Genomic DNA, 21767 nt, shown 5'->3' on the forward strand with positions numbered 1-21767 from the left:
AGGTCGAATATACATTGTGCACATTGGTAGAGTTTGCTATAATAACAGCAATTAGACAGTTCGGAACAGAAAAAAGGTTCAAGGCAATCATAGCGATGTTGGAAGCATCCTACGACGGCTCACCGTGCGAAACCACGGTAAACACTTACCTCAAACCTTGTTCACAATAGTTAAAGTTTCTATCTGCATTTTACAGCAAAACTTTAACTATTGCAAGGGTTTATTGTACTCTCTTTTGTAAAGGGTGTGTTTACCGAATTTTTAAACGGTAAACACACCCTTTTTCTTTTTCCGCAGGAAAAGAGGAGAGAAAATATGTTAATCTTTAGTGATGATTTTGCCCGTATGCAAAACTATGAATCTTACATAAAAGATAAAGATCAACAAAAACAAATGAAGTATAAATTATTAAGCATCGTGGAGTCTGCATTTGGAGATTCATATGCTCGATTAAAACCCGAAACAAGAAACGCTATTGATATGATTTGTTTTTTAGCTACAGAAAAAGGCTTTGTTTATGCGAAAGACTCCTATTTTGCTAAAGAGCATAACATTTCTACTCGTACAATTCGTCGTGTCATGAAAACCTTAGAAGATGCGAGCAAGATTGTGAAGGCTCATCGCTCTTCTTCTAAACATAATGGCCGTGGTGCAGCCGTTTATTTCTTTGTGGATCATCCGTGTTTTACACACTGGCAACAATATTTCGGCTTTGATGTCCAAGCTGATGTCCAAGCAGAAAACGCTGAAATCCCTTGTGGGAGTAGGGACGAAGAGGCGAAAAAAGTTTCTACCTATTCTTTACCTAAAAATCATTATATTAAAAATCATTTTATGTACAAAACGATTCCTTTTATCAAGGGAGTCCCAAAATTAATTAATCAAACCTTTAAAGATATATTCAAAGAGTCTTTAAGAGACCTTTATTTGCGTGTACGTATGGCTTCTCAAAAAGTATGTCAATCTGTATCTATGACTCTTTCTAAGAAGGATATTCACTCTATTGCTTATGAATCTATTCATGTTTTATTTACATACATAAAAACGCGTTCCATGAGCTTTGAAGAGCAATGTAAATTGGTATATCATATTGCTTTAAACAAATTTAATGAACTTGTACAACCAGAAGACAAAAAGGACGAGGAAGAGTCTGTAATGATGTCACCACGTAAAATTGTGCGTAAAGAAATGCTCCCGGATTGGTTCCAGGCACAACAAGAGAAAGAAGAAACAACAGAAAGCCAAGAGTCTGTATCTGTAGCAACTGAAGAAGAAATGGTGAAAATGAAGGCTATTTTGGCCCATTATACATAATAGTTAGTAACTTAAATTTTCTAAGTTACTGTGGATGTAAAACAAAGTTTAATAAATTATAAAAATGATTGGTTAGAATTCTGTATTTAATTTATTCCATTATCAGGTGTGTTTATCTAACAAGTAGCTCCTGCACAAGAGTGACACTTCATTTAATGTTTATCGTGGTTTCAATTACAGAAAGGTAGTGTATTTGATATGGAAAAAAGTAACCGAGAAGCTAGGTTGCGTCGATTATACAATCAGGATATTTCTCGAACCAGCGATTCCCATCCTAAACCAATCCCTGATTCTAGCGAATATGAATGTAAAAAGATAAAAGAGATTCAAGAACTTATTCCAGTTAAAAAGATAATGGGTGGCAATCCCCTTCGTATTGATACAGAAAAAACTTGGTTGGAAAACTTTGAGGTTATTCCTAGGATGGATCGACAATTAGATCGCTTAGAAAAAGAAGGGTTAAGTAAACTTATTGCTTTCCTTCAAGCAGATCAGAAGGATGAAATAATTGTTGTAGATTACTATAATAATTTAGATGAGTTTTATGTTATGGATAACGGGAGTCACCGTACAACCTTAGCAAAGGTTATGGGTATAGAAACCATAAAAGCTAGTGTAAGACCTTATGAATTCAAACCAGAGCTGCTTGAAAAGAAAAAAAGACGTGAACAATTGGAAATAGAGAAAAAAGAAGAAGAAGAACGTTTGGAGAAAGAATTTCCCTTATTGAGAAAACGGATTTCAAACTTAGGATTGGATTCGACTACAAAAAAAGATTCTCGAGGAAAAAGCAAAGAGATTTATGTTACCTATAAAGGGAAGTCAATTGACTACTTTAATATTACATGTCTAAATGATCTCGAAAAGGTATTTGATGAACTAGAGGTATTAGAATCATTGATTGATGCTCGAAGATTACTTACAGATTCTCTCTTATTACTTAATATACGTTATTTTAAACTGAGGAGAAGAAGTCCTTGGTATATAAATGACATTCTAGATAAGTTAGCTAAATCTAATTATTTCAAGTGATGTTTTGTTATCAAGAAACGGACCAGATTGTTTCATACTCCTTTTCATTTATTTAAAATGCGTGCTTGTGATGTATTTTAAATCGATCTTAAACAACGGCAGCAAAATAAAAAAGGAGCCGTTTTATAGCTCCTTTAGATTCCTATATAACGATTTTGTAAGAGGTGTTTATGTAAAGGTATCGTAATCATTTGAATTATTATGTGATGAGCCTTATCCTTTTTTATTAATAGCTAGAACAGCTCTTAATGGATCGGACGGGTTCTTTCTCTTTGCTATAATTTTTTCTTGTTCATTTCGTACATTTCTAACTTCATCTAACATATCTTGCAGAAGAATAGCTTCTTGTGTTTCAGGGTGTATCGCTGTATTCCCTTCAACTTGATAACCCTTTAGTTCAAAAGTGGAAAAATCCTTTCCAGACTCCATAATCTCATCTAATGAAAATTCATCTCCCATTTTATACTTAGACATCTAAATCCCTCCCTATAATATTTTGATCGCTATTAACAAGACATATCAGATATATCACTAAAACTTCTACCAGGGCTTTTTCGAGAGTACCTTCCTAATTTTTTGAATGTCGCGAGCTGTACTGATTATTTGTTGAGCTTGTGCCTCTAAGTTGGAATTAATATATTCTTGTAGTTTCGCAAACTGCTTCGCTTAGTTCTTCTACACATTTAATTAAGCCTCTTTCTTTTGTTTAATTGAATGGTTGTTTTTTTACTTTAACATTTTAATACATATGAATAAAACCGACATTTCCCTATATCTAATTACAGATTAGTTTAAAACAAAGTTAATTAATTAGAAATTTATATATCAGTAGTAGAACCAAACACGGCTATACTAGACATATCAGTAAGATATATAAGGTGTAACTGATATGTCTGATATATTATTAAAAGTCGAAGATGTCTCCCAAGTTGTAGGTATTGCTACATCTACAATTCGTAAATACAGCATCTTAATTGAAAAACGAGGGTGAACTTAAGTTGTATTTTGGTGACTTAAATGAAGCAGAAATTTATATAGGGTAGTATATTTTTAATCTACATAATGACGGTAAAATCCTTAGGTGTTACCTCTACTTTTAAATAGCCTTCCTTTGACAAGATTTTAATTTCAATTGTTTTCTCTAGGTTATCTAACATGCTATGAGCTTCATTTAAATTTTCATTTGAAAAATTAAATGAAGTAGGGTTATCAAAACTATAAATTAATTTATCATTATAAAAAATATTTAATTCATTCTTTGTTCCCTTATTAATCCATGAAGATGTAAGACCAAGATATTCAATCCTTTTTCTTAGTTTTTTTCGCCTTCCTGATCAATTTAGAAAGATTTTATATAGTATTCAAGTCCTCGTTTTTCGATCCTATGTAATAAATTATCAATTCTCCCCCCCATATTTTTAAAATCCACTACCATGATAGATTATGTTTAATCCGTCCCCCATCTTTAAAATCATATAAATCCTGAGCTGGAACTGATAACGAGTATTCACTATCCATTTGATTAATTTCATTATCATTTATATTTAATTTTAAAATTCGTCGATTCTTTCCTCCATTTGTTTTAGTCCCCTTCTTCGATTTAATTGAATAATTGTTATTTTTTTCTACTTTAACATTTTAGTATATAGGAATTAAACCAACATTTAACCTTATCTAATTACATGTTAGTTTAAAACGAAACTTATTAGAGATTTATATATCAGTAGTAGCAACAAATATAGCAACAAGATATACTAGACATATCAGTAAGATATAGGAGGTGTAACTGATATGTCTGATATATTATTAAAGGTCGAAGATGTTTCCCATGCTGTAGGTGTTGCTGCATCTACAATTCGTAAATACAGTTTTTTAATTGAAAAACAAGGTTATACATTTTCAAGAAGTAACCAAGGAGCTTTAATGTATGATAAAGATGAAGTATCTATATTTAAAGAGATAATCCAAATTAAAAAACAAAAGAATATGACTCTAGAAAAAGCTGTACAACGAGCTCTTTCTAACATGTCAGATATGGTAGATATCGCAGATATATCTAGAGGACCATATGATGATATGTCTGGTATGTCTGATGTGCAAGATATGTCTAAAGCTATAGCTGCTATGCAAGCTCAAATGAAAGCTGTCTTAGATCAGAATGAAAAAGTTCTTCTGCAAAATCAAGAACTCATAAGAAAGGTTGAACGATTAGAAGATACCAGTTCGTTAGAAAAAGAGAAAATTGAAAACAGAGATAAGCTACTCCTTGATGCAATGAAAGAAATAAAAGAAACTAAAAAGGTGATTGCTACATCTTTAGAGGAAAATAGGAAGGCACTTCAAAAGAAGTGGTGGGAATTTTGGAGATAATAAGTATATTAATTATATAAAGTATATATAAAATTAAACTTATTAACAAACCAGATACTCATTATATATATATTTTATATCAATATAGATGTATTAATTGTATGGATTACAGTTAATACATCTTTTTTATTTATTATTTATATAATAAATGTTATAAAAGTATAATAAATGATATAATATACATATATTATATATAAGGAGTGGGATTTGTTAATGAAATTAATCCTTGCTAATGATATTGGAAATGACAAAATGAAGATTCTTGAACCAGGCATGAAAGAGGTAGTGAAAGTTCCAAGTGCTTATAAACGAATTAATCGAAAACCTTCGGTTCACGAAAATGATGTAAAAAAGAACGTAACAAATCTTATTGACCAATTACTTGTACATATTTCAAGCTCATCGATTCGTCGTGATGGTTTATATATGATTGGAGAACGAGCAATTCAAACCACAGAAGGCGTAAGCAATATGGATATTGCGGTTCATGAGAAACATAGCAGCGATTTACCTTTAATTAATACATTAGGTTATGCTGCTGCGAGAGTGGTGCAAAAACACTATGAGGAAAAAGGAGAACTTCCTCAATCTCTAAAAGCAGAAGTAGGCATGAGTAGTGCAATCCCAGCAAGCCAACACAATGTAGAGACAGCAAAACAGTTAGAGGAACGTTTCATGGAGACTTCTCATGTGGTGATTGTGTATGTTGGCCAAGAGCAAGTAACCGTAGAATTAAACTTCTCACAATTAAAAGTCACAAAAGAAGGTATTCCGGCATTATATGCCATCTTTGAAGCCCCAAATGATATGTTTAAAGAGTTTTCTAAAGAATATGGATTGAAAAAGGTAGATGGTTCATACTTTATGAATTCGAAGATTATGCATATTGATATTGGAAGTGGAACAACCGAGTACATTTATTCTGTAGGGGTGAACCCACAACCAGAGCAATGTACAGGAGAAAGACGTGGGGTAGGTCATGCAGTAGAAGAAGCTATTCAATTAATGAAGGAAGAACGTAAAGGCCTAAATATTAACCGTCAACAGTTTGCCAAATATATTGAGCGACCAGACGAGTATCCAAAAGATCATAATCTAGCTGTTCATTTCCTACGTGAAGCTCGTATTAATCAAGTTGATTTTATCTTAGAAGATGTAGAACGTAAGTATACAACGACTTTATCTAGTGAACCGGAATATCTGGCTTGCTATGGTGGGGGATCCATTGAGTTTAAAGAAGACATGTATAAGTATTTAAAAGAATTTGCAGATTCTGTAGATGCGAAAGTCCTTTGGATTCCAGAACAATATGCGGTTGATATGAACGTGAAAGGATTAGATATCTTAAATCGCAACATGCTATTTACAGAAGAATACAAAGAAACTGTGGTGATGTAAAGGTATGACGAACGAAAAAAAGAGAAAAACACAGTACAACTGGAAGTTTAAAAGCAACGAAACCGATGAGTTTTATAAATGGTTTGAAAATCAAGATAACATTGCGCTATCTCTACGTAAAATTGTGTACCATATGATTGAGCTGTATGGAACGGAGAGCGTTTTAAATCATCATGTCGATAAAGAAATGAGTCGAGATATGTTCATTTTAGAGGCTCTTAGAGGAAAAGATACTTTAACGGTAAAAGAGAGTATCCTTTCAGGGGGATCTCCACGAAAAGATTTATCTATCCTTGAGAAAACGTCTCCCTCTGTACAAAATGAACGTCGTGTAAATGAAGAACCGAATAAATCAGAAGCCAAAAGTAAAGTCAATTATCAAGAGGTTAACCCGAAATCAATTTTTTGATAACTTTTAAGGAAGAGAGTATAGCCCTCACATGATGCGAGGGCTATTTTTTGTAGGGGGATAAGATAAAAAGTTGAATAAATAAAATGGAGAGTCATTTCCTTTTAAAATCTAGAAAAAGTCCATTCAAGGATAGACTTACAGATTAAAGTTTTATATCAGGGACGTGGTAAGGGTGAAACAATTATCTTTAGATTAGGGAGTCTTAGATCTTGATGTGTATCAAAAGTCGACGACAGCAGAAAGTGTAGATAGCGAGAGAAATAAAGAAAAAACAGAGAAGGAATAATCAGAAGATGAACTTGTTCAGGGATTAAGCAAAAATACCTACGAGTGCAAAAAGGTCATATAAGAATAGGAAAGTTTACAGGTTATTAGTGATCGACATCCGGTAAAAATAGATCAAAAAGAAAATGAAATTCCCTAAAAAAGCCGTTGTAGTTGAGGTGGAAATCCAAGGAACTTTCCGAAAAGAAATGGGGGAATTAAAAGCCAATATGTAGTATCAAATTGAGACAGAAAAGCTGAAATGGAAGCTCAAATTTCAGGTAAAGAAAATGACATTCGAATGAAAGAAGAGAGCATTAGTCTCTATAAAGATGAGAAGAAAATGTTGAAGGAAAAGGTAAAAAGGTTGAACGAAAAAGAGCAAGATTTAGCTTGAACTTGTGAAACCTAGGGGGATGTTGAGGGGACTTCACGAAAAAATGAGGTGGCGTTGAGGGGACCCCACCCTGATTTGAGGGGACGTTGAGGGGACGTTTGGCACTTTTCTTTGTACCCACGGTTTTGTTAGGCTCTGCCTAACCCCACACCTTAGTGGGGGCAAAAACCCCTTATGCTCTTCTAGCTTTTAAAATGTAGAGCACTGAATGTTGAGAGAGGATGAATGAAATGGAGATTAAAGTGAGAAATGTAGATCCAGTTGCAGTGAAAAAGATTGATGAACTGGCAAAAGAAAAAGGAATTTCACGACAAGAATTTTTGAAAGGTCAGTTTGGAATGCAGGCCTTTTTTTGAGAACAGACTAAACGAGAATGTCACCTAGAAAACCTTATTAATAAAATATTAACATGATGTGAAAGTGTTTAAATTTTATGGAGAGGTATAGAAAAAATTTTAGGAATGGGGAATGGTATTCTTCTGATTGCTTATTCTTTTAATGAACCTTTTGTTGAAGAAAAAGCCTGTTCGTTTATACTAGAATTTAAATGGAATACTGATCATAGAATACTTTAAAAAGTGAGGATATACAATGATTGCAAAAACTGAAGAGGATTTTAATGGATTAAAAGAAATTGGTAAGATTTGCGGATCGATTCGAGATGAATTAGTCCATTGCGCTAAACCTGGAATGACTACAAAAGAACTCGATGAAATTGCGGGAGAGATGTTTAAAAAAGCAGGAGCTCAATCTGCACCAAAAGGTGAATATGATTTTCCTGGATATACGTGTATCAGCATAAATGAAGAAGTAGCACACGGGATTCCGAGGGAACAGACCATTCAAGAAGGGGATCTTGTTAATATTGATATTTCAGGTTCGAAAAACGGTTATTTCGCAGATACCGGAATTTCCATTGTAGTGGGAAAAGGAGAGAGCATTCTACAGAAAATATGTGACGTTGCTAAAGAAGCATTCGACGCTGGACTTAAGAAAGCAAAACCAGGTTCGAAAAAAAGCGCGCTCGGAAAAGCTGCACATAATGTAGCGAAAAGGCATGGCTTAACCGTCATAAAAAATCTTACTGGACACGGTATTGGGCGCTCCATTCATGAAGAACCAGAACATATTTTCAATTACTACTCTCACGAGGATGATGAAATTTTAAAAGATGGTATGGTAATTGCCTTTGAACCTTTTATCTCTACATTTGAAGAGGAGGTTTTCCAATCCGAAGATGGATGGACCCTCCTAACCGATGAAAGCTTTGTGGCTCAATACGAACATACGATTATTCTTACGAAGGAAGGGCCTATTATTACTACATTGTCAGAGCACTAATACCACAATAGGGCGCGATTGTTGAGCAACACAGGTAGAATAATAATTAAATTTTTTATAAACCAACAGTAAAAGGGTGATACATATTGTACATGTACAATATGTATCATCCTTTATTTTTTATGACCTTTTATGATTTAAGTCTTGATAAATTTTGTGGCCAATTTAATCATGAAGGGATAATAAAAAATTGTCATTCAAGCGAAGCGATATGGATCTAAAAATAGAGTCAGTTTATCAGCTGTGCAAGAGATATATGAAGTACAAGCTTATTATAAAGCCGATGAAGCATGGGTCATCAAAAATAGTTTCTTTACGAAATCAGCAAGTGCATTAGCCGAAGCGTGTAGTGTACAACTATTTGACCGTAAAGCCCTTCAAGAGTTGATTTTAGAAGTAAATCCTACCGACACAGCCAAAGAGGTGTATCAAGAGGTGGAAGCAGAGCCTCATAAATGTCCAACGTGTGGAAAGTCATTAGTGGTATGCCAAGGAAAGCCAAATCGCTTTTTTGAATGTTCCTCTTTTTTTATTAACAGTTCAACTTTATTTCAAAGACACATATTATCTTTAACTAAGTTGGACACTGATGGTTTAATAAATTTATTGCAAAAGAGTTGCAACAAATAGGATGACAAGGTCAGCGAACGACGAGCAGCAAACATTGGGATTGTACAACTTTACACTTTTAAAAATTTGTAGGTGAAGTGGTTTTCCTCTGCCCTTCACCTAAGTAATCTAAGTAATCGTTAGTATATTTCGCGGAATACATGATCTAGATCTTCAAATTCTTTAAGATCTTTTTCCAGTGGATTGTCTGATTCTACCGTCCACTTACTATCAATTGGGGATAACCCGCCATTATTATTTTTTTGAAAAGGCAGATGAATATGATGGGTTTGGCCATCTTTTCGAGTTGTATATCCAAGATAATAGCGATCATCTTGTCCTTCTTCTTCAAAAATACCGATATTTTCAATTCCATACATATTTAAATAGGGTTGAAAGGATTGCTGTAATTCATTCATAATTTGTTCGCGAGATAGATAATCCACTAAAATTCTCCCTTCCAAATGGTTCTTTCCCTTAATATGTCATACTTTCGTTCATTTAAACCCTGTTTTCTTCATAAAATAAAAGCATTTTGCACTAAGTGTAAGATGACAATAAAGTTATTTAATGTAGCGTAGTGTAGTGTTTTAAAAATCTAAGTTTTATTCAAAAAATTGGCCCGATTGGTGAATACAAGTTAAAAAACTTCCTTAAACTAAGCTGCCCGTTCGTATTATAAGGTCAGCCAGATAAGAAAATATTTCTGGTTGCCCTTTTTTTAGTTGCATAAAGAAAAAAACTGCCTTAAAGACAGTAATTTTTAAGCTAACGTACCTGATATTTCAACAAGGTCTAAATAATAAGTTACTAAAGACAAGAATTATTTTTTAAATAAATAATACGTATTTTCCTTATACTTGCGCATATTAAAAACAATAACATTGAAAGCGAGATGGATATGTATTGTCTAAACAAGGGATGCAAAACAAGGATCAAACGAGAAAGCAAATCGAGAAACAGGATAAAAGAAATGATGTTGAACTAGGTAATGAATTTCAAATTGGAAACACAAGTTCACAGAGTTCCAAAAAAAGTGGACGTCAAGTAAATAAAAAATAACCTCGATCTTTCGAGGTTATTTTTTATTTTATGAAATCAATCCGACAGCGCTGATTTTCAGCTAATGCACCCGTTAGTTCATTAAGGAATGGTATTTTTTAGAAGTAGTCACTATTTTTCGAATGTATCACCATTAATAGTTGTCTCTGTATCATCGCGATTTTTAACATCTTTACTTTTGTAGGGTTTGGCACTCTTTGCTTTTTTTGAACTAGCTTGCCAACGATTCCAGCCCTTCTTACCTGTTCCTCTGCCTGTTCCGCCTTTACCCTTAGCTTTACTCATAAAATCAACTCCATTATTCTTGTACGTTAAGGTAACTATCATTAGTTAGTCTTATCCTTTTACTTTGGTAAAAACCAAACATAATGAAATATAAGCATATAACAGTCAGATATTATTTTAAACAATAAATAATTTTAAAAGTCGATTAAACTCTGTTTTTTTCACCCTGATTGTTTATTCGTCAACTTCCCAAGTAAAAGGTGAAAGTGGTTACCAAAAAATAAATAAAGGTGATTAGAAAGTATCTTCTATCTTAGAAGGTGCTTTTTTGTTACGGAAAATTAAAAAGAATATATTACTTAAGAGGAACGAAAAGTGAACTTAACATTATGTGCATTTAAGAAAAGTAAGTGTTGTTAGAATAGGTGATGAATTTGAAAATAGTGAATTTATTAATAACATTGATTGCTGTTTTACTTTTTATATCTGGTTGCAGTACGCAAGTATCAAAAGAGAAAAATAAAGTAGGAGATACTTCAAGGCATAGCGTATTTAATTTAGATGCTGAAACGATTAAAAACTTAGAAAAAGGAATCATAAAAGGAACACCTTTAAGGCTTGATAATGATATTAAAATGAGCGATGTAGAGAGAATTTGGGGTAAACCAAACGAACATTTTGACCATGAAGACATTCAAACATATGGATATACAATTGAAAATCAAAATTTTATTATCGACGAAGATGAAATGAAAGAGATTTATACAATTCAAGTTGAACTTGATTATTCAAAAGATGAAATTTTGGAGATAATGGGGAAACCAACAAAACCTGGGGATATTTTTATTTATGAAAAAGAAAATTATATTATTCAATTTGAGAAATTCAATAATAAATGGCGACTAATTTTAAGAAAAAAATAGGCTGTTTTTACATTTGTTTTCCTATTTTCACTAATGTACGGCTTCGTTGCAGTGCATTAACAACTAATAGCCTTAAAGAGACAAACCTTTTAATGACGGTTTGTTTTTTTATGCTGTTAATAAAAGGATATAAGCAAAAAAGCACATATTAAAAGAGGCCTGAATTTTGCATTTAGTGGATTCCCCACGAAACAAAAGGTAAATGCAAAATTCGGGCCTATCATCACATCCATACTTACTCATTCATACTTATCATTTATCTTTTAGACGTAAACGTCGATTTCCCCTACCTCTTTAGATAAAATCTCTATTCCTTCCCGACTTAGTACTACTTTTCCATTTGCTAATACCATATTGTCTTCGGATATTTTTCCCGTAATCATACATGCTTTATGATACTGATATTTTCTTAAGATGATTTGATTCTCGTCTACAAAAATTTCTAAAGGATCATTCTTTTCGATAGCAAGGTTTTTTCTTAGCTCATTTGGTAAGACCACACGTCCTAATTGATCGACTTTCCTTACAATCCCCGTACTTTTCACTTTATCAACACCACTTTCCCTTTGTTTTCTTTATTGTAGCAAATATAGGAAATTGATAATGTAGTAAATTCATAAAATTATGGGAAAATCATTTTTTTCTGTTGCTTTTTGGATTTTAGCTCTGTTCAATCGTATATGAGGGTATATATACTAGACATATAGAGAGAGAAGGAGGAGAACGATGGCTCATAAAATTAGTGTAACTGGCTGTCCGACTAGCTCAATTCAAGACTATGGGAAGTACTTGGCTTTTGATATGGAGGAAAAGGGAAGTCCCAATGCACCAAAAGGGATTCCGTTTAAAAGTAATCTGATTACCTATACCGTTGTAGTAAGTCTAAAACAATTTAACAAATTAAATATAAGCCAAGAGGAATTTTCTCAACGACGCTTCCTTGTGCAAGGAGAGCCTTGTTTGGATATTCCGTTTGAGCAATGTACAGGTGAGATTGGCGTTATCTGTATGCAGATACAAGAAATTGAGGACAGAGGAAAAGAGAAGAAACAACCGAAACAAACACCAAAAAAGGGTTCAAGGGCTAAAAAACAAGAGGAAGCCAAACCTCAAGGAGAAAGTAAACAAGGGAAAGAGAAAAAGCAGATTCTTGTTCCAAAGGGAACAAAGGATTGGATGTCTTTAGAAGAAATTAAGGTTCCAGAAACCTTTCTTCAATTTACACCAGGAATTGCTAAACAAAAGGCAGTGGAAGAGAGTATTGAGAAGAATGGAACGGTAGATAAACCGATTATTATTGATCCTGAAACGCATGAACTTTTGGATAGTTACAGTCGCTATTATGTAGCAAAACAGAGAAAGTTAGAGCGTGTTCCAGTTCATTATTAGAAATTTTCCCTTAGTCAATATTAAAGTTGAAAATAACGAGATAATAAAAAGGGCTCCACATTCCGGAGTCCTTTTTCTATTTATTTACATAAAATGACAATTTGTGAAGTCTTATAATTAGAATCTGAACTAAGTTTAATATTTAAAATGAGTTAGTTTAACGTTACAACCCTATCACATTTATCTGCTATATAAGGATCGTGAGTGACTATAACAATTGTCTTTCCAGCTTGATTCAGCTGTGTTAAAAGCTCCATAATTTCATTACGGTTTTTAAGATCCAATGATCCAGTTGGCTCATCTGCTAAAATGAGTTCACATTGCTTCAGAAGAATTCTAGCAATAGCAACTCGTTGTTGCTCTCCTCCAGATAGCTGATGAACTTTCTGCTGTAATGATACATGTAAACCTACTTGCTCTAAAACTTGTTTTTTCCTTTTTTCCTTTTCTTTTTTCGACATTTTTGAATAAATTAAGGGAATTTCTAAATTTTCATTTATAGTTGAATCCTCAATTAATGCAAAGTTTTGAAATAGGTAACCTATTTTTGTTCTTAGGAGTTGATTAGTTTTAGAGGAACTAAGACGGGGATTCTCTGTTCCAAATAGCTGGACTATTCCTGAATCTGGTTTTTCAAGGACTCCTATAATATTTAATATTGTTGTTTTGCCAGATCCACTTCTACCTGTAATAGCCATCATTTCACTTTTATGTATTGAAAGGCTAAAGTCCTCTAAAATATATTTTTCTCCGTAACGTTTATTTACTTCTATTAATTCACATATTTTCTCCATTTTTTTATTACTCCTTTAGTGTCAGATGATGAACTTGATTAATGAAAGAGCTTAAATTTAGTATCAATAGAGAGACGTGTTAGAAATTATAAGACGATTATAACACTACATAAAATGAGTTATATAGAAAATAATGAAAATTAATACTTTTTATGTAATTTTATGTAATAATTTGTTAAAGTTAATTTGTAACTAATTCTAAAAATGGGAGGTATTTAGTATGAAGAAAAAGGTTATGAGAGGTATTACTGCTGTTGTTTTAAGCATAGGTGTAGCAGTATCGTTTACTACAGTATCATCAGCAGAGGAGGCAACTAGTGGAGGTTTGGCAATTTCGAATAGTACAGTAACACCATTTGGTGGTGGAAAAGTAGGTGGAGGTACTTGGGAACATAATGTTTGGACACATGGTTTTTTAAATAAATATAAATCAGCTTCCTCCAAATATTGGCACAAAACTAAAGTTCATGGATCTTCTGCTGCACTTGGTGCTAGTACCCCTGTGCGTGATTGTGTTGGAAAAGACAAGTCATCCTATGCTAAAATGACAAAGAAGACAAACGCAACAGCGTACGTTAACTGGAACACAAGTTGTTCCCTAAAGTAGAGTCTTAGTTTTCTTAATATTTTAAATTTAGAGAATCATAGTGGATTATAGTAATTCACTATGATTTCTTTTTTCCAATTTATTCTCTACTTACGACCTAAAAGTTACCATGAAGGAGTTTATAATTTTGAGAAAAGTGGTTTTGGTTGCTATAATTGCTAGTTTTTTATATTCAATTTACATTGCCTATGAACAAACAAAAAATGAGAAAATAGAGAACCTGGCTACGTTTGAACGAGGGTTTACGCATCCATTTGTCATTCCTGATAATAAATTATTGTCTAACTCCGACAATATATATCCACTCTTGTTAAAGTCTGCAAAGAAATCCGGCGTTAATATTTTTAGAGGAGCGCGCCATTATAGGAATGATGAGCAAATAGAGATTATTAAGTATATTTTGTTGACAGATAAAACAGATTTTTATGATTATATAGAATTGGATAACGGCCGTAGGCTCAAAATGAATGAAACTCAAGATAGTCAATTGTTCTTGTCATCGGTTAAAACAACTAATAGAAAACAAATTGGGAAAATCCATTATTTTGATCAGAAACAAATAATATCTATTCATTCATTAAAATCTTCTTATAAGCATATTCCGGTTTCAGGACGATACTTCGTAGAGGCAACTAGTGATAAAGAATTTCAAATATTTTTAAATGAATTTTCCAAAGAGATTAATTCATTCTTAAGTCAAAAAGATAAAACAGATAATTTTTCTTATAGTCCAAAAGATCTACAACCTTCCAAAGCATTTGTAGAACCACAAGAAGGCTTCTTTACACTAACTACTGATTCAGGCAAACAACTTGAACAATCTATTTTACTCTTAGTTACATTACTTTTATTAATTTACTACATTTTTAATTCTGTAAGACGTATTGGAATCCTAAAATTGCATGGAGTATCCAATTTTCGTTTATGGTGGTTAATTGCAGGTAAAATGGTTACAGTAACTACTATAATAATAGTTATTGGTGTGCTTATATGGTCTTTAGCATTAAAAATGCCTATGTCCTTTATATATAATATCTCTTTTCAATTAGTAACAAGTTATATCATTTTCATGGTTTTATCGATAGTTTGTTACGTATATATAGCAAGTATTAAAGTATATGAGGCAATTAAAAATAAGAAAAAGACAAACCCTATCTTTGTCCTTAATATGCTTCTTAAAGTTATCTGTGCGGTTATTTTAATCCAGCTCTTTTTACAAACTTATACTTCGTATACCGACTTACGTGAGAAAGAACGACAGTTTCACATGCAAGAAAAACAGGTTAGTAATTGGAATGATGCACAGAATTATGGAATTGCAAAAGCTTATGCGGGATATACAACAGCCTATAATAATCGAGAATTTGAAGAAGAAATGTCCAAAATAGATCAAGCTCTTTACAAAGTATATCCAATCTTTAATGAATTAGGAGCTTTATATGTCGATGCAAGGGATTATGAGCAGTCCTCTTTACAATTAAATGAAGGTTTCAGTGGTATTCTATCGATTACTTTAAACCCTAATTATTTGAAAGAATATCCAATATATGATTCTCAAGGAAAACCTATTCAAATATCGGAATCAAGTGAGGATTGGACGGTATTAGTCCCTGAACAATATAAAAAGCGTGAAAAAGAAATTCGTTCATACTTTGATGAAGATAAAGAAACAAGAGGTTTCTTCCTTAGAGAAGATACTGGTCAAAAAATGAAAATAATTTGGACTAAGTCAAATCAACATATATTTACTTTAAATCCTGATGTTTTTCCACAAGAGGAAAATAATATTATTGATCCAATCATTCACATTAAAACAGATAAAAATCATTTGTTCACATATAGAAGTGGTATTAAAGGATTCGGATTAAATGACCCATTAAAGGTAAAATTAATTAATCAAAATCCAATACTTACTTATGACAAGATAAAGCCGTTTCTTAGACAACATAAGCTAGACAGTATAATTAATATAGTTTCATTTAAACAATACGTATCTGAAGAACTTGAAAACTTACACAAGGACATTAGAGCTACTGTCCTGACAATGATAGGAATGATGGGCATTTTTATCTTTCTCATTGTTCAAAACTTAATTATTTTATTTCATAAGCATCAAAAGAGACTAGTAATAAAAAGACTATTTGGAGTCGGTTTTATTAAGACATATCAACCCATTTTAATTTGGATTATGCTTACTTTTGGTACCTATGTTTTAATTAGCTTTATTCTAAGTCAAGATCAACCTGATCCGATGGAAAAAGCATTAATTGAGGGAATATTTGATTTTCAATTTATTGTTATTGTACTGGGGCTACTTTGTGTTGAATTTTTAGCTACCATAATTGCTTTAAGTATCATGGAAAGATACAATAAAATAAAAATAATTAAGGGAAGCGAAGATTATTAGTTTCTTATTAAGTCATAAAAAGCGTGCATAAACCGGCTGGTTTTAATGCGCGTTTTTTGTGTTGGAGAAGTGGATAAAGCTTGTCAGGTCAAGGATGTATAAAACTCCCGCATAAAGAAGAAAAAAGGAAGGCGTAGAATCATTCGGGGACAAGGATCTGCACTTTCGCAACTTCCCTGAAGATTATGTAAACTAATTTGGTATATGGTATACATGAAGAAGAGCACATCTGTTGCTTTAACAATGTGCTCTATTAAGAAAGTTTTCTTTATTTATTATTTGGCAAGTTCTTTTGCAGGTAATCCCACTATGTCTGTACTTTTAGGTATATGGCCGAGTAGACGTAGCATAGCTATAATTTGTCCTTTATGATGTGATTCATGAGTAATTGAATGGATGAGCAATTGGCGAGGTGTTTTTTTGATAAAACCACTATTTGCTTTCCAAGAAGGCTCTTTTTCAATAACTTCATCAAATTTGTCTGTAAATTGTTCAAATACTTTCTCTACATGTCTATCAGCCTGTTGAAAATAACGTTGAATATCGTCTACCTGCATATTATTAATTACTTCTTTTGTAAATAGTGGTGATGATGTTTCCGAAAGTATAAAAGAACCTAGCCAAGCATGATAGCAACCTGCCACATGAACTAAAGAATCTCTAATACTCTGAAAACCAAATTCAAATTCCTTAGTAAAGTCATCTTCATTCAATTCTTTACACTGATTTAATAAAATCTGTCGTGCTTGTTTTACCCATTCATATTCTAGTTTTTCCATAACAATCCCACCTCTTAGATATATAATGAAAAATTATTCTTTACTATACACTAATTGGAAATATTATTACACCCATTACTGCCTATAAAATTCATTATGTGAACTAAGTATGTATAGAGTTATACAGTTATAAGAAGAAAAAAGACCACTTTTTAGTGGTGCTTTTTTCCTGAAGCTCTTAATGATCTTAAGAAAGAGCACTTAAATAAAGATTTAATGAATCTTCTACTTCTTTTACAATTAACTGAATGAAATCATGATAATTTTTTGTTGTATGAGATTTATCTAATGCTTCATAATAAGCTAATCGGTTTTCTACTTTAATAACAACTGCAGGAAAACCAGCTTTCATCAATTCTAAATTTAAAAGAAGGCGAGATGTACGCCCATTACCATCAATGAACGGATGAATTCCAACGAATATTGCATGTAGCATAGCTCCTCGCTCCACTGGATGTAACGTTTGTGCCTCACTCTCATACCACTTAATTAGCTGTTCCATTTGTTCTTTAATTAAATAAGGCGCTGGTGGTGTATGTTTTGCGCCAGCAATAAACACTTGTTGATCACGATATACACCTGCGTACTCATCATCAATTCCTTTTAAAACTAGTCGATGGAGATTTTTTATTTGCCATTCTGTTAATGGCTCTCCTTTTTGCACAATTTCTTCAACGTATGCAATTGCATCTCGATGATTGATGACTTCCAAATGCTCTCGCATCGTTTTACCGCCAACAGTAATTCCTTCTAACACGACCTTTGTTTCATTTATTGTTAAGGTGTTACCTTCAATAGCGTTGGTATTATATGTCCATTCAAGCAATAGCTTTTCACGCAAACTCTTTAATGTATATTTCGGCAATGGACGTAAGGTATCTAGCTTGCCCTTTTTCATATTTATTTGTTCAAACATCTAATTTCACCTCTATGCGTCGTTCTATATTCCTTATCTCAATTTTACACTAACTATTAAGTAAAAACAGCTTACACTATTTTAATGATTAGCAAACTGTTTTATCCATCTTTATTTCAAAACAGTACAGCTTTATTCTAGATCCACACTAATAGGAGATAAGGAAAAAAGAGTCTCACATAGTCTTGTTAGTACATAATGAAGTTATAAAAGGGTTTCTACATAAAATAAATAAACCTATTGTCTATCCACTAGTTTGCTTTTTACTGTTAATAACAATCATTATGTTAACTAAAAATGTATTATTTGTGATGGGATAGATAAATAAAGCCTTCCTTTGAAGGCCTTATTTAACTAATAAGTTTAATCCTCTTTTTTGTAAAAATAGGGGCCACATTCTTTTTCGTGTGTTACTATGTAAGTCCACGTAAAGCAAGAGCTTACAATATATATATCAGATAGGTATTCACCTAATTCTGTTGTAATATCTTTTGCTTTTAGTTTATGAGTATTCATAACTTTAAAAGCATTATCCTCATGTTGTTCAAAAATATAGCATTCTTTCTTAGTTTGTTTATCAAAAGCTTCGATAGCTTCTTCCCCTTTTAAACAAGGTAACTTTTCATAACTAAAAATATGCCATAGAAAAGAATCAATTTTGATCTTCTTTTTCTGTGATTTACTAATATTATTTAAAAATACCTCTTCCCATTTTTTCTTAAAGTCCCCTGCTTTCCCCTCTAACTCATTAAAAATTAAACCTTTTTCCTCTAATTTATTTTTAAATTCCAATATTATCCCTCCATATAACACATCAATAAAGCTCTATTTTAACAAAAAATCCAATTAATGCACTAAATCCCAAAAAAATATATGCAATTAATGTTGAAATATGTATAATATGTTTATTATTGTATTTTTGGAATATGAAGTTAGGGAGGACTATTTTATTAAGGAAAGGAAATTATTTGTTTACATTTCTATTATTTTGATGGCTATATCTATCATTTGTATATCTTTATTCTTTTATTTAAATAAAAGTAGCTCCGTTAAGGATAGGAGTGAAGAGAATATCCCAAATAATTCTTCTTATAAAGAAGAGCCTAACCAAGAATTCAATACATTAACAGAAAAACAGGTTGTCCCCTGGGGGCTACATAAGATTTTATTAGATAAAAGCACGTATACAGAGACAAGTCTTAGTAAACGGCCTGTTAACATTGCTATCATTGATAGTGGTGTTGATAAGAACCATCCGGATTTAAGGGGCATAGTGAAAAAGGAATACAATGCTATTAATCCAAATAAGAAAACTAAAGATGATTTCGGACACGGAACCTCTGTTGCTGGAATTATTGCTGCCCAAAATAATAAATTTGGAGTAGTTGGGGTTGCTCCTGATTCAAATATCTATTCAGTCAAAGTATTAGATAGCAAAGGAAAAGGGAGTATTGACAATCTCGTCAAAGCTATTAAATGGTGTATTGATAACGATGTTAACGTTATTAATATAAGCTTTGGATTCAAAACTGATAATCCGAAGCTTCGCACCATAATTCATGAAGCCTATGAGAAAAACATTGTTATTGTAGCAGCCGCAGGAAATAATTACGGGTGGGAGGTTGACTATCCTGCACGTTATAAGGAGACCCTCTCTGTAACGGCAGTAGATAAAAACTTAGTAAGATCACGTTTCTCGTCAAAGGGTAAAATAGACTATTCAGCTCCAGGGAGAAATATTCTTACAACCAGTAAGTATGGAGCTTACTCTACAGTAGATGGGACCTCCTTCGCTGCTCCGTATATAACAGGAGCAATTTCTTTAATTATTCAAGAAGGGGGTTTATTAGATAGGAGATCTCCTGATACCAATCTAACAGAGGAAGTAAAAAATATACTAAATCAAAAGGTAAATAAAGTTGTCCCTTCTGAAGAAAGAGAATTATATGGAAATGGGTTTGTTCAATTCAACCAAAAGGAGAATTAAGATGAAAAAAGGTATAGCAAAAGTTGTTTCTCTATTAATTATTTTAACAATGGGTATTGGATTAGTTCCAGCAAAGAATACTTCCGCAGAAGAAAGTATAGATACCATAACTCCAGATGTAAATGAAAGTATGTTAGCTAATGAAGATATTGAGATTTTAGAAGATACAGATAAAAGTTTAATCGTTTCTATGGAAGTAGATTCAGAGGATTATGATGAGACAGCTGTGACAGAAGAGGAATCAGAAGAAAGTTACTCTGATTTAGGGGAAGGTGAAGAAGTAGACTCTGTTGTTGCTGAAGTAGATAAGGATTTAAGTCAACTTACTATCTCTACTGTAGTTGATGGGGAAAAAGAGAAAACATATGAAGTAGATGTTAAAGAAGCATATGACGATGTCTTTGTAGCAGACTTTACTGACACTGAAACAAATGAGACAATATCGGTTAACAATGGAGAATTGCAGGCTTCTTTTGCATTTTTAGTTCCTATAGGAGTGGTAATTGGTGAGTCCCTAGCAGCACATCTTATCGCTGCTTCTGCTGCTGTAGTTATAGCTGGTGCAACATATTATGCAGCTACTAAGGTAACAAGTAAACTAAAACGTAAAGATCCAAAGTATTATCTAGCAAAACTAGTAAAAGGGAAATTATATATTGGAAATAGCGTTACTCTTTCTACAGCTGCAAAGAATTTACGAGCAGGTGGAGATACTTGGTCAAGAAGTAGTGGGTATGCATGGAGTGTAGCTAACAGTGCAGGTAAATACAGCCCTACCAAAGCTGAGAAACATGGAACGGGAAGTAATTACTTCTCGCATTACCATGCTAGAGATAAATCAAATAAAAGAGTTGGTGGTCATTCTTTCTATTAAGCAGAAAGGAGACAGTACCTAATAAAGCATAAGTAGAAGGCTATTTATTAATTAAATTAGCCTTCTACTTTATTTAATTTCTTGGACTTTAGTACGTATATATTACCTCTTCCTAAAAGGCATATTTAAACAGCCCGTAATATAATGGACCAAGCAAGATAAGAGTAGTTCCTAACATAAAAATAATCCGAATGGATATAGGCATTTCTTCAAACTCTTCACTCTTTACCCCTTTAATAAGGCTAAATACAATATCCCAAAGGAGACCTCCAACAAATACAATCTTCCATATAACTGGTGTAAACATGGTTGTATGCGTTACATATCCAAAAAGTCCAAGCCAAGTGAAGATAGAGATAATGAAATCTAACATATAAAAGAGAGTTTTCTCTCCCTTAATTAAAAATCCGATTGCTGCAGTCCCTAATAAACCTAAATAAATGTACCAAAATATTTCTACCATAACTTATTTCCTTTTCTTTCAGATTTTCCTATTATAATGCTTTCCTAAGAAAAAAGGAATATTTTTATTGTCTAGGGTTTTAGGTTTAATGGTATCCCAAAAAACATGGTTTTTGGGATATTATGAAGAACAGTCGGTTTTTTCTATTACTTTAGGAGTTATTTTTCATATGTTTAGGAGATAATTTGCACTAAAAATATAATA

At 32.6% G+C, this 21767-nt stretch carries 25 protein-coding genes; 16 read left to right on the forward strand and 9 right to left on the reverse strand.

Annotated features, from left to right (window positions below):
- The first annotated feature begins 315 nt into the window (after positions 1 to 315).
- Together BM012_RS21700 and BM012_RS21705 are read left to right on the forward strand one after the other, a co-directional pair.
- Positions 316 to 1314 carry a hypothetical protein gene (locus tag BM012_RS21700; protein WP_061803023.1) on the forward strand — a complete coding sequence of 333 codons (999 nt, stop codon included), beginning with the start codon at positions 316 to 318 and terminating at the stop codon, positions 1312 to 1314.
- A gap of 198 nt (positions 1315 to 1512) precedes the next feature.
- Positions 1513 to 2346, forward strand: a complete 834-nt coding sequence (locus BM012_RS21705; RefSeq protein ID WP_061803022.1) for a hypothetical protein — start codon at positions 1513 to 1515, stop codon at positions 2344 to 2346.
- A 213-nt stretch (positions 2347 to 2559) separates the two neighbouring features.
- Here BM012_RS21705 and BM012_RS21710 read toward each other — a convergent pair whose 3' ends face one another.
- Positions 2560 to 2820: a hypothetical protein gene (locus BM012_RS21710; RefSeq protein ID WP_235606114.1), complete on the reverse strand. Its 261-nt coding sequence runs from the start codon at positions 2818 to 2820 to the stop codon at positions 2560 to 2562.
- Positions 2821 to 4137: 1317 nt separating this feature from the next.
- On the opposite strand from BM012_RS21710, the gene BM012_RS21715 reads away from it, so the two are divergent.
- From BM012_RS21715 to BM012_RS21735, 7 genes are all read left to right on the forward strand, one after another.
- On the forward strand, positions 4138 to 4716 hold the full coding sequence (locus tag BM012_RS21715) for a DUF3967 domain-containing protein (protein WP_061803021.1): 579 nt from the start codon (positions 4138 to 4140) through the stop codon (positions 4714 to 4716).
- Positions 4717 to 4929: 213 nt separating this feature from the next.
- The gene (locus tag BM012_RS21720) at positions 4930 to 6114 is read left to right on the forward strand and encodes a ParM/StbA family protein (protein ID WP_061803020.1); all 1185 of its coding nucleotides are present in this window, start codon (positions 4930 to 4932) and stop codon (positions 6112 to 6114) included.
- Between the two features lie 4 nt (positions 6115 to 6118).
- Positions 6119 to 6523 (forward strand): hypothetical protein, encoded by a 405-nt coding sequence (locus BM012_RS21725; protein WP_061803019.1) that lies wholly within the window; start codon positions 6119 to 6121, stop codon positions 6521 to 6523.
- Positions 6524 to 7052: 529 nt separating this feature from the next.
- Positions 7053 to 7187: a hypothetical protein gene (locus BM012_RS27130; RefSeq protein WP_268801459.1), complete on the forward strand. Its 135-nt coding sequence runs from the start codon at positions 7053 to 7055 to the stop codon at positions 7185 to 7187.
- Positions 7188 to 7417: 230 nt separating this feature from the next.
- Entirely contained in the window at positions 7418 to 7543 is a 126-nt protein-coding gene (locus BM012_RS26970) for a hypothetical protein (protein WP_372439895.1), read from the forward strand.
- Between the two features lie 235 nt (positions 7544 to 7778).
- Complete coding sequence (gene map / locus BM012_RS21730; RefSeq protein ID WP_061803018.1) at positions 7779 to 8528, forward strand: type I methionyl aminopeptidase; 750 nt, start codon at positions 7779 to 7781, stop codon at positions 8526 to 8528.
- A gap of 195 nt (positions 8529 to 8723) precedes the next feature.
- Positions 8724 to 9158, forward strand: coding sequence for a restriction endonuclease (locus BM012_RS21735; RefSeq protein ID WP_268801462.1), 435 nt, complete (start codon positions 8724 to 8726; stop codon positions 9156 to 9158).
- 119 nt (positions 9159 to 9277) lie between these two features.
- On the opposite strand, the gene BM012_RS21740 is transcribed toward BM012_RS21735, so the two are convergent.
- Positions 9278 to 9583 (reverse strand): DUF5634 family protein, encoded by a 306-nt coding sequence (locus BM012_RS21740; protein WP_061803016.1) that lies wholly within the window; start codon positions 9581 to 9583, stop codon positions 9278 to 9280.
- Between the two features lie 460 nt (positions 9584 to 10043).
- On the opposite strand from BM012_RS21740, the gene BM012_RS26575 reads away from it, so the two are divergent.
- Entirely contained in the window at positions 10044 to 10199 is a 156-nt protein-coding gene (locus tag BM012_RS26575) for a hypothetical protein (protein ID WP_164468797.1), read from the forward strand.
- Between the two features lie 111 nt (positions 10200 to 10310).
- Here BM012_RS26575 and BM012_RS21745 read toward each other — a convergent pair whose 3' ends face one another.
- Positions 10311 to 10484, reverse strand: coding sequence for a DUF3934 family protein (locus BM012_RS21745; protein ID WP_074842897.1), 174 nt, complete (start codon positions 10482 to 10484; stop codon positions 10311 to 10313).
- Positions 10485 to 10858: 374 nt separating this feature from the next.
- On the opposite strand from BM012_RS21745, the gene BM012_RS21750 reads away from it, so the two are divergent.
- Positions 10859 to 11347 carry a hypothetical protein gene (locus BM012_RS21750; RefSeq protein WP_061803015.1) on the forward strand — a complete coding sequence of 163 codons (489 nt, stop codon included), beginning with the start codon at positions 10859 to 10861 and terminating at the stop codon, positions 11345 to 11347.
- 263 nt (positions 11348 to 11610) lie between these two features.
- Here the strand turns inward: BM012_RS21750 and BM012_RS21755 are convergent, their stop codons facing one another.
- Complete coding sequence (locus tag BM012_RS21755) at positions 11611 to 11892, reverse strand: AbrB/MazE/SpoVT family DNA-binding domain-containing protein (RefSeq protein WP_061803014.1); 282 nt, start codon at positions 11890 to 11892, stop codon at positions 11611 to 11613.
- 181 nt (positions 11893 to 12073) lie between these two features.
- Here BM012_RS21755 and BM012_RS21760 point away from each other — a divergent pair, with 181 nt between their 5' ends.
- Positions 12074 to 12736 carry a ParB N-terminal domain-containing protein gene (locus tag BM012_RS21760; protein WP_061803013.1) on the forward strand — a complete coding sequence of 221 codons (663 nt, stop codon included), beginning with the start codon at positions 12074 to 12076 and terminating at the stop codon, positions 12734 to 12736.
- A 152-nt stretch (positions 12737 to 12888) separates the two neighbouring features.
- Here the strand turns inward: BM012_RS21760 and BM012_RS21765 are convergent, their stop codons facing one another.
- Positions 12889 to 13530, reverse strand: coding sequence for an ABC transporter ATP-binding protein (locus BM012_RS21765; protein ID WP_061803012.1), 642 nt, complete (start codon positions 13528 to 13530; stop codon positions 12889 to 12891).
- 220 nt (positions 13531 to 13750) lie between these two features.
- Between BM012_RS21765 and BM012_RS21770 the strand changes: the two genes are divergently transcribed.
- Both BM012_RS21770 and BM012_RS21775 read left to right on the forward strand, forming a co-directional pair.
- A complete protein-coding gene (locus BM012_RS21770; protein WP_061803011.1) occupies positions 13751 to 14137 on the forward strand; it encodes a lactococcin 972 family bacteriocin in 387 nt (128 codons plus the stop codon).
- Between the two features lie 136 nt (positions 14138 to 14273).
- Positions 14274 to 16544, forward strand: a complete 2271-nt coding sequence (locus BM012_RS21775; RefSeq protein WP_235606115.1) for an FtsX-like permease family protein — start codon at positions 14274 to 14276, stop codon at positions 16542 to 16544.
- A gap of 275 nt (positions 16545 to 16819) precedes the next feature.
- Here the strand turns inward: BM012_RS21775 and BM012_RS21780 are convergent, their stop codons facing one another.
- The 3 genes from BM012_RS21780 to BM012_RS21790 all read right to left on the reverse strand — a co-directional run bounded on the left by BM012_RS21780 (position 16820) and on the right by BM012_RS21790 (position 19031).
- Positions 16820 to 17323: a DinB family protein gene (locus tag BM012_RS21780; protein ID WP_061803009.1), complete on the reverse strand. Its 504-nt coding sequence runs from the start codon at positions 17321 to 17323 to the stop codon at positions 16820 to 16822.
- A gap of 187 nt (positions 17324 to 17510) precedes the next feature.
- A complete protein-coding gene (locus BM012_RS21785; protein ID WP_061803008.1) occupies positions 17511 to 18239 on the reverse strand; it encodes a Fic family protein in 729 nt (242 codons plus the stop codon).
- Between the two features lie 363 nt (positions 18240 to 18602).
- Positions 18603 to 19031 (reverse strand): DUF4275 family protein, encoded by a 429-nt coding sequence (locus tag BM012_RS21790; protein ID WP_061803007.1) that lies wholly within the window; start codon positions 19029 to 19031, stop codon positions 18603 to 18605.
- Between the two features lie 109 nt (positions 19032 to 19140).
- Between BM012_RS21790 and BM012_RS21795 the strand changes: the two genes are divergently transcribed.
- Together BM012_RS21795 and BM012_RS21800 are read left to right on the forward strand one after the other, a co-directional pair.
- A complete protein-coding gene (locus BM012_RS21795) occupies positions 19141 to 20226 on the forward strand; it encodes a S8 family peptidase (protein ID WP_061803006.1) in 1086 nt (361 codons plus the stop codon).
- A gap of 1 nt (position 20227) precedes the next feature.
- Positions 20228 to 21100, forward strand: coding sequence for an SAR2788 family putative toxin (locus BM012_RS21800; protein ID WP_061803005.1), 873 nt, complete (start codon positions 20228 to 20230; stop codon positions 21098 to 21100).
- Between the two features lie 112 nt (positions 21101 to 21212).
- Here BM012_RS21800 and BM012_RS21805 read toward each other — a convergent pair whose 3' ends face one another.
- The gene (locus BM012_RS21805) at positions 21213 to 21563 is read right to left on the reverse strand and encodes a hypothetical protein (protein ID WP_061803004.1); all 351 of its coding nucleotides are present in this window, start codon (positions 21561 to 21563) and stop codon (positions 21213 to 21215) included.
- Between the last annotated feature and the right edge of the window lie 204 nt (positions 21564 to 21767).

The sequence above is a fragment of the Priestia endophytica DSM 13796 genome, from assembly GCF_900115845.1.
Classification (GTDB): domain Bacteria; phylum Bacillota; class Bacilli; order Bacillales; family Bacillaceae_H; genus Bacillus_I; species Bacillus_I endophytica.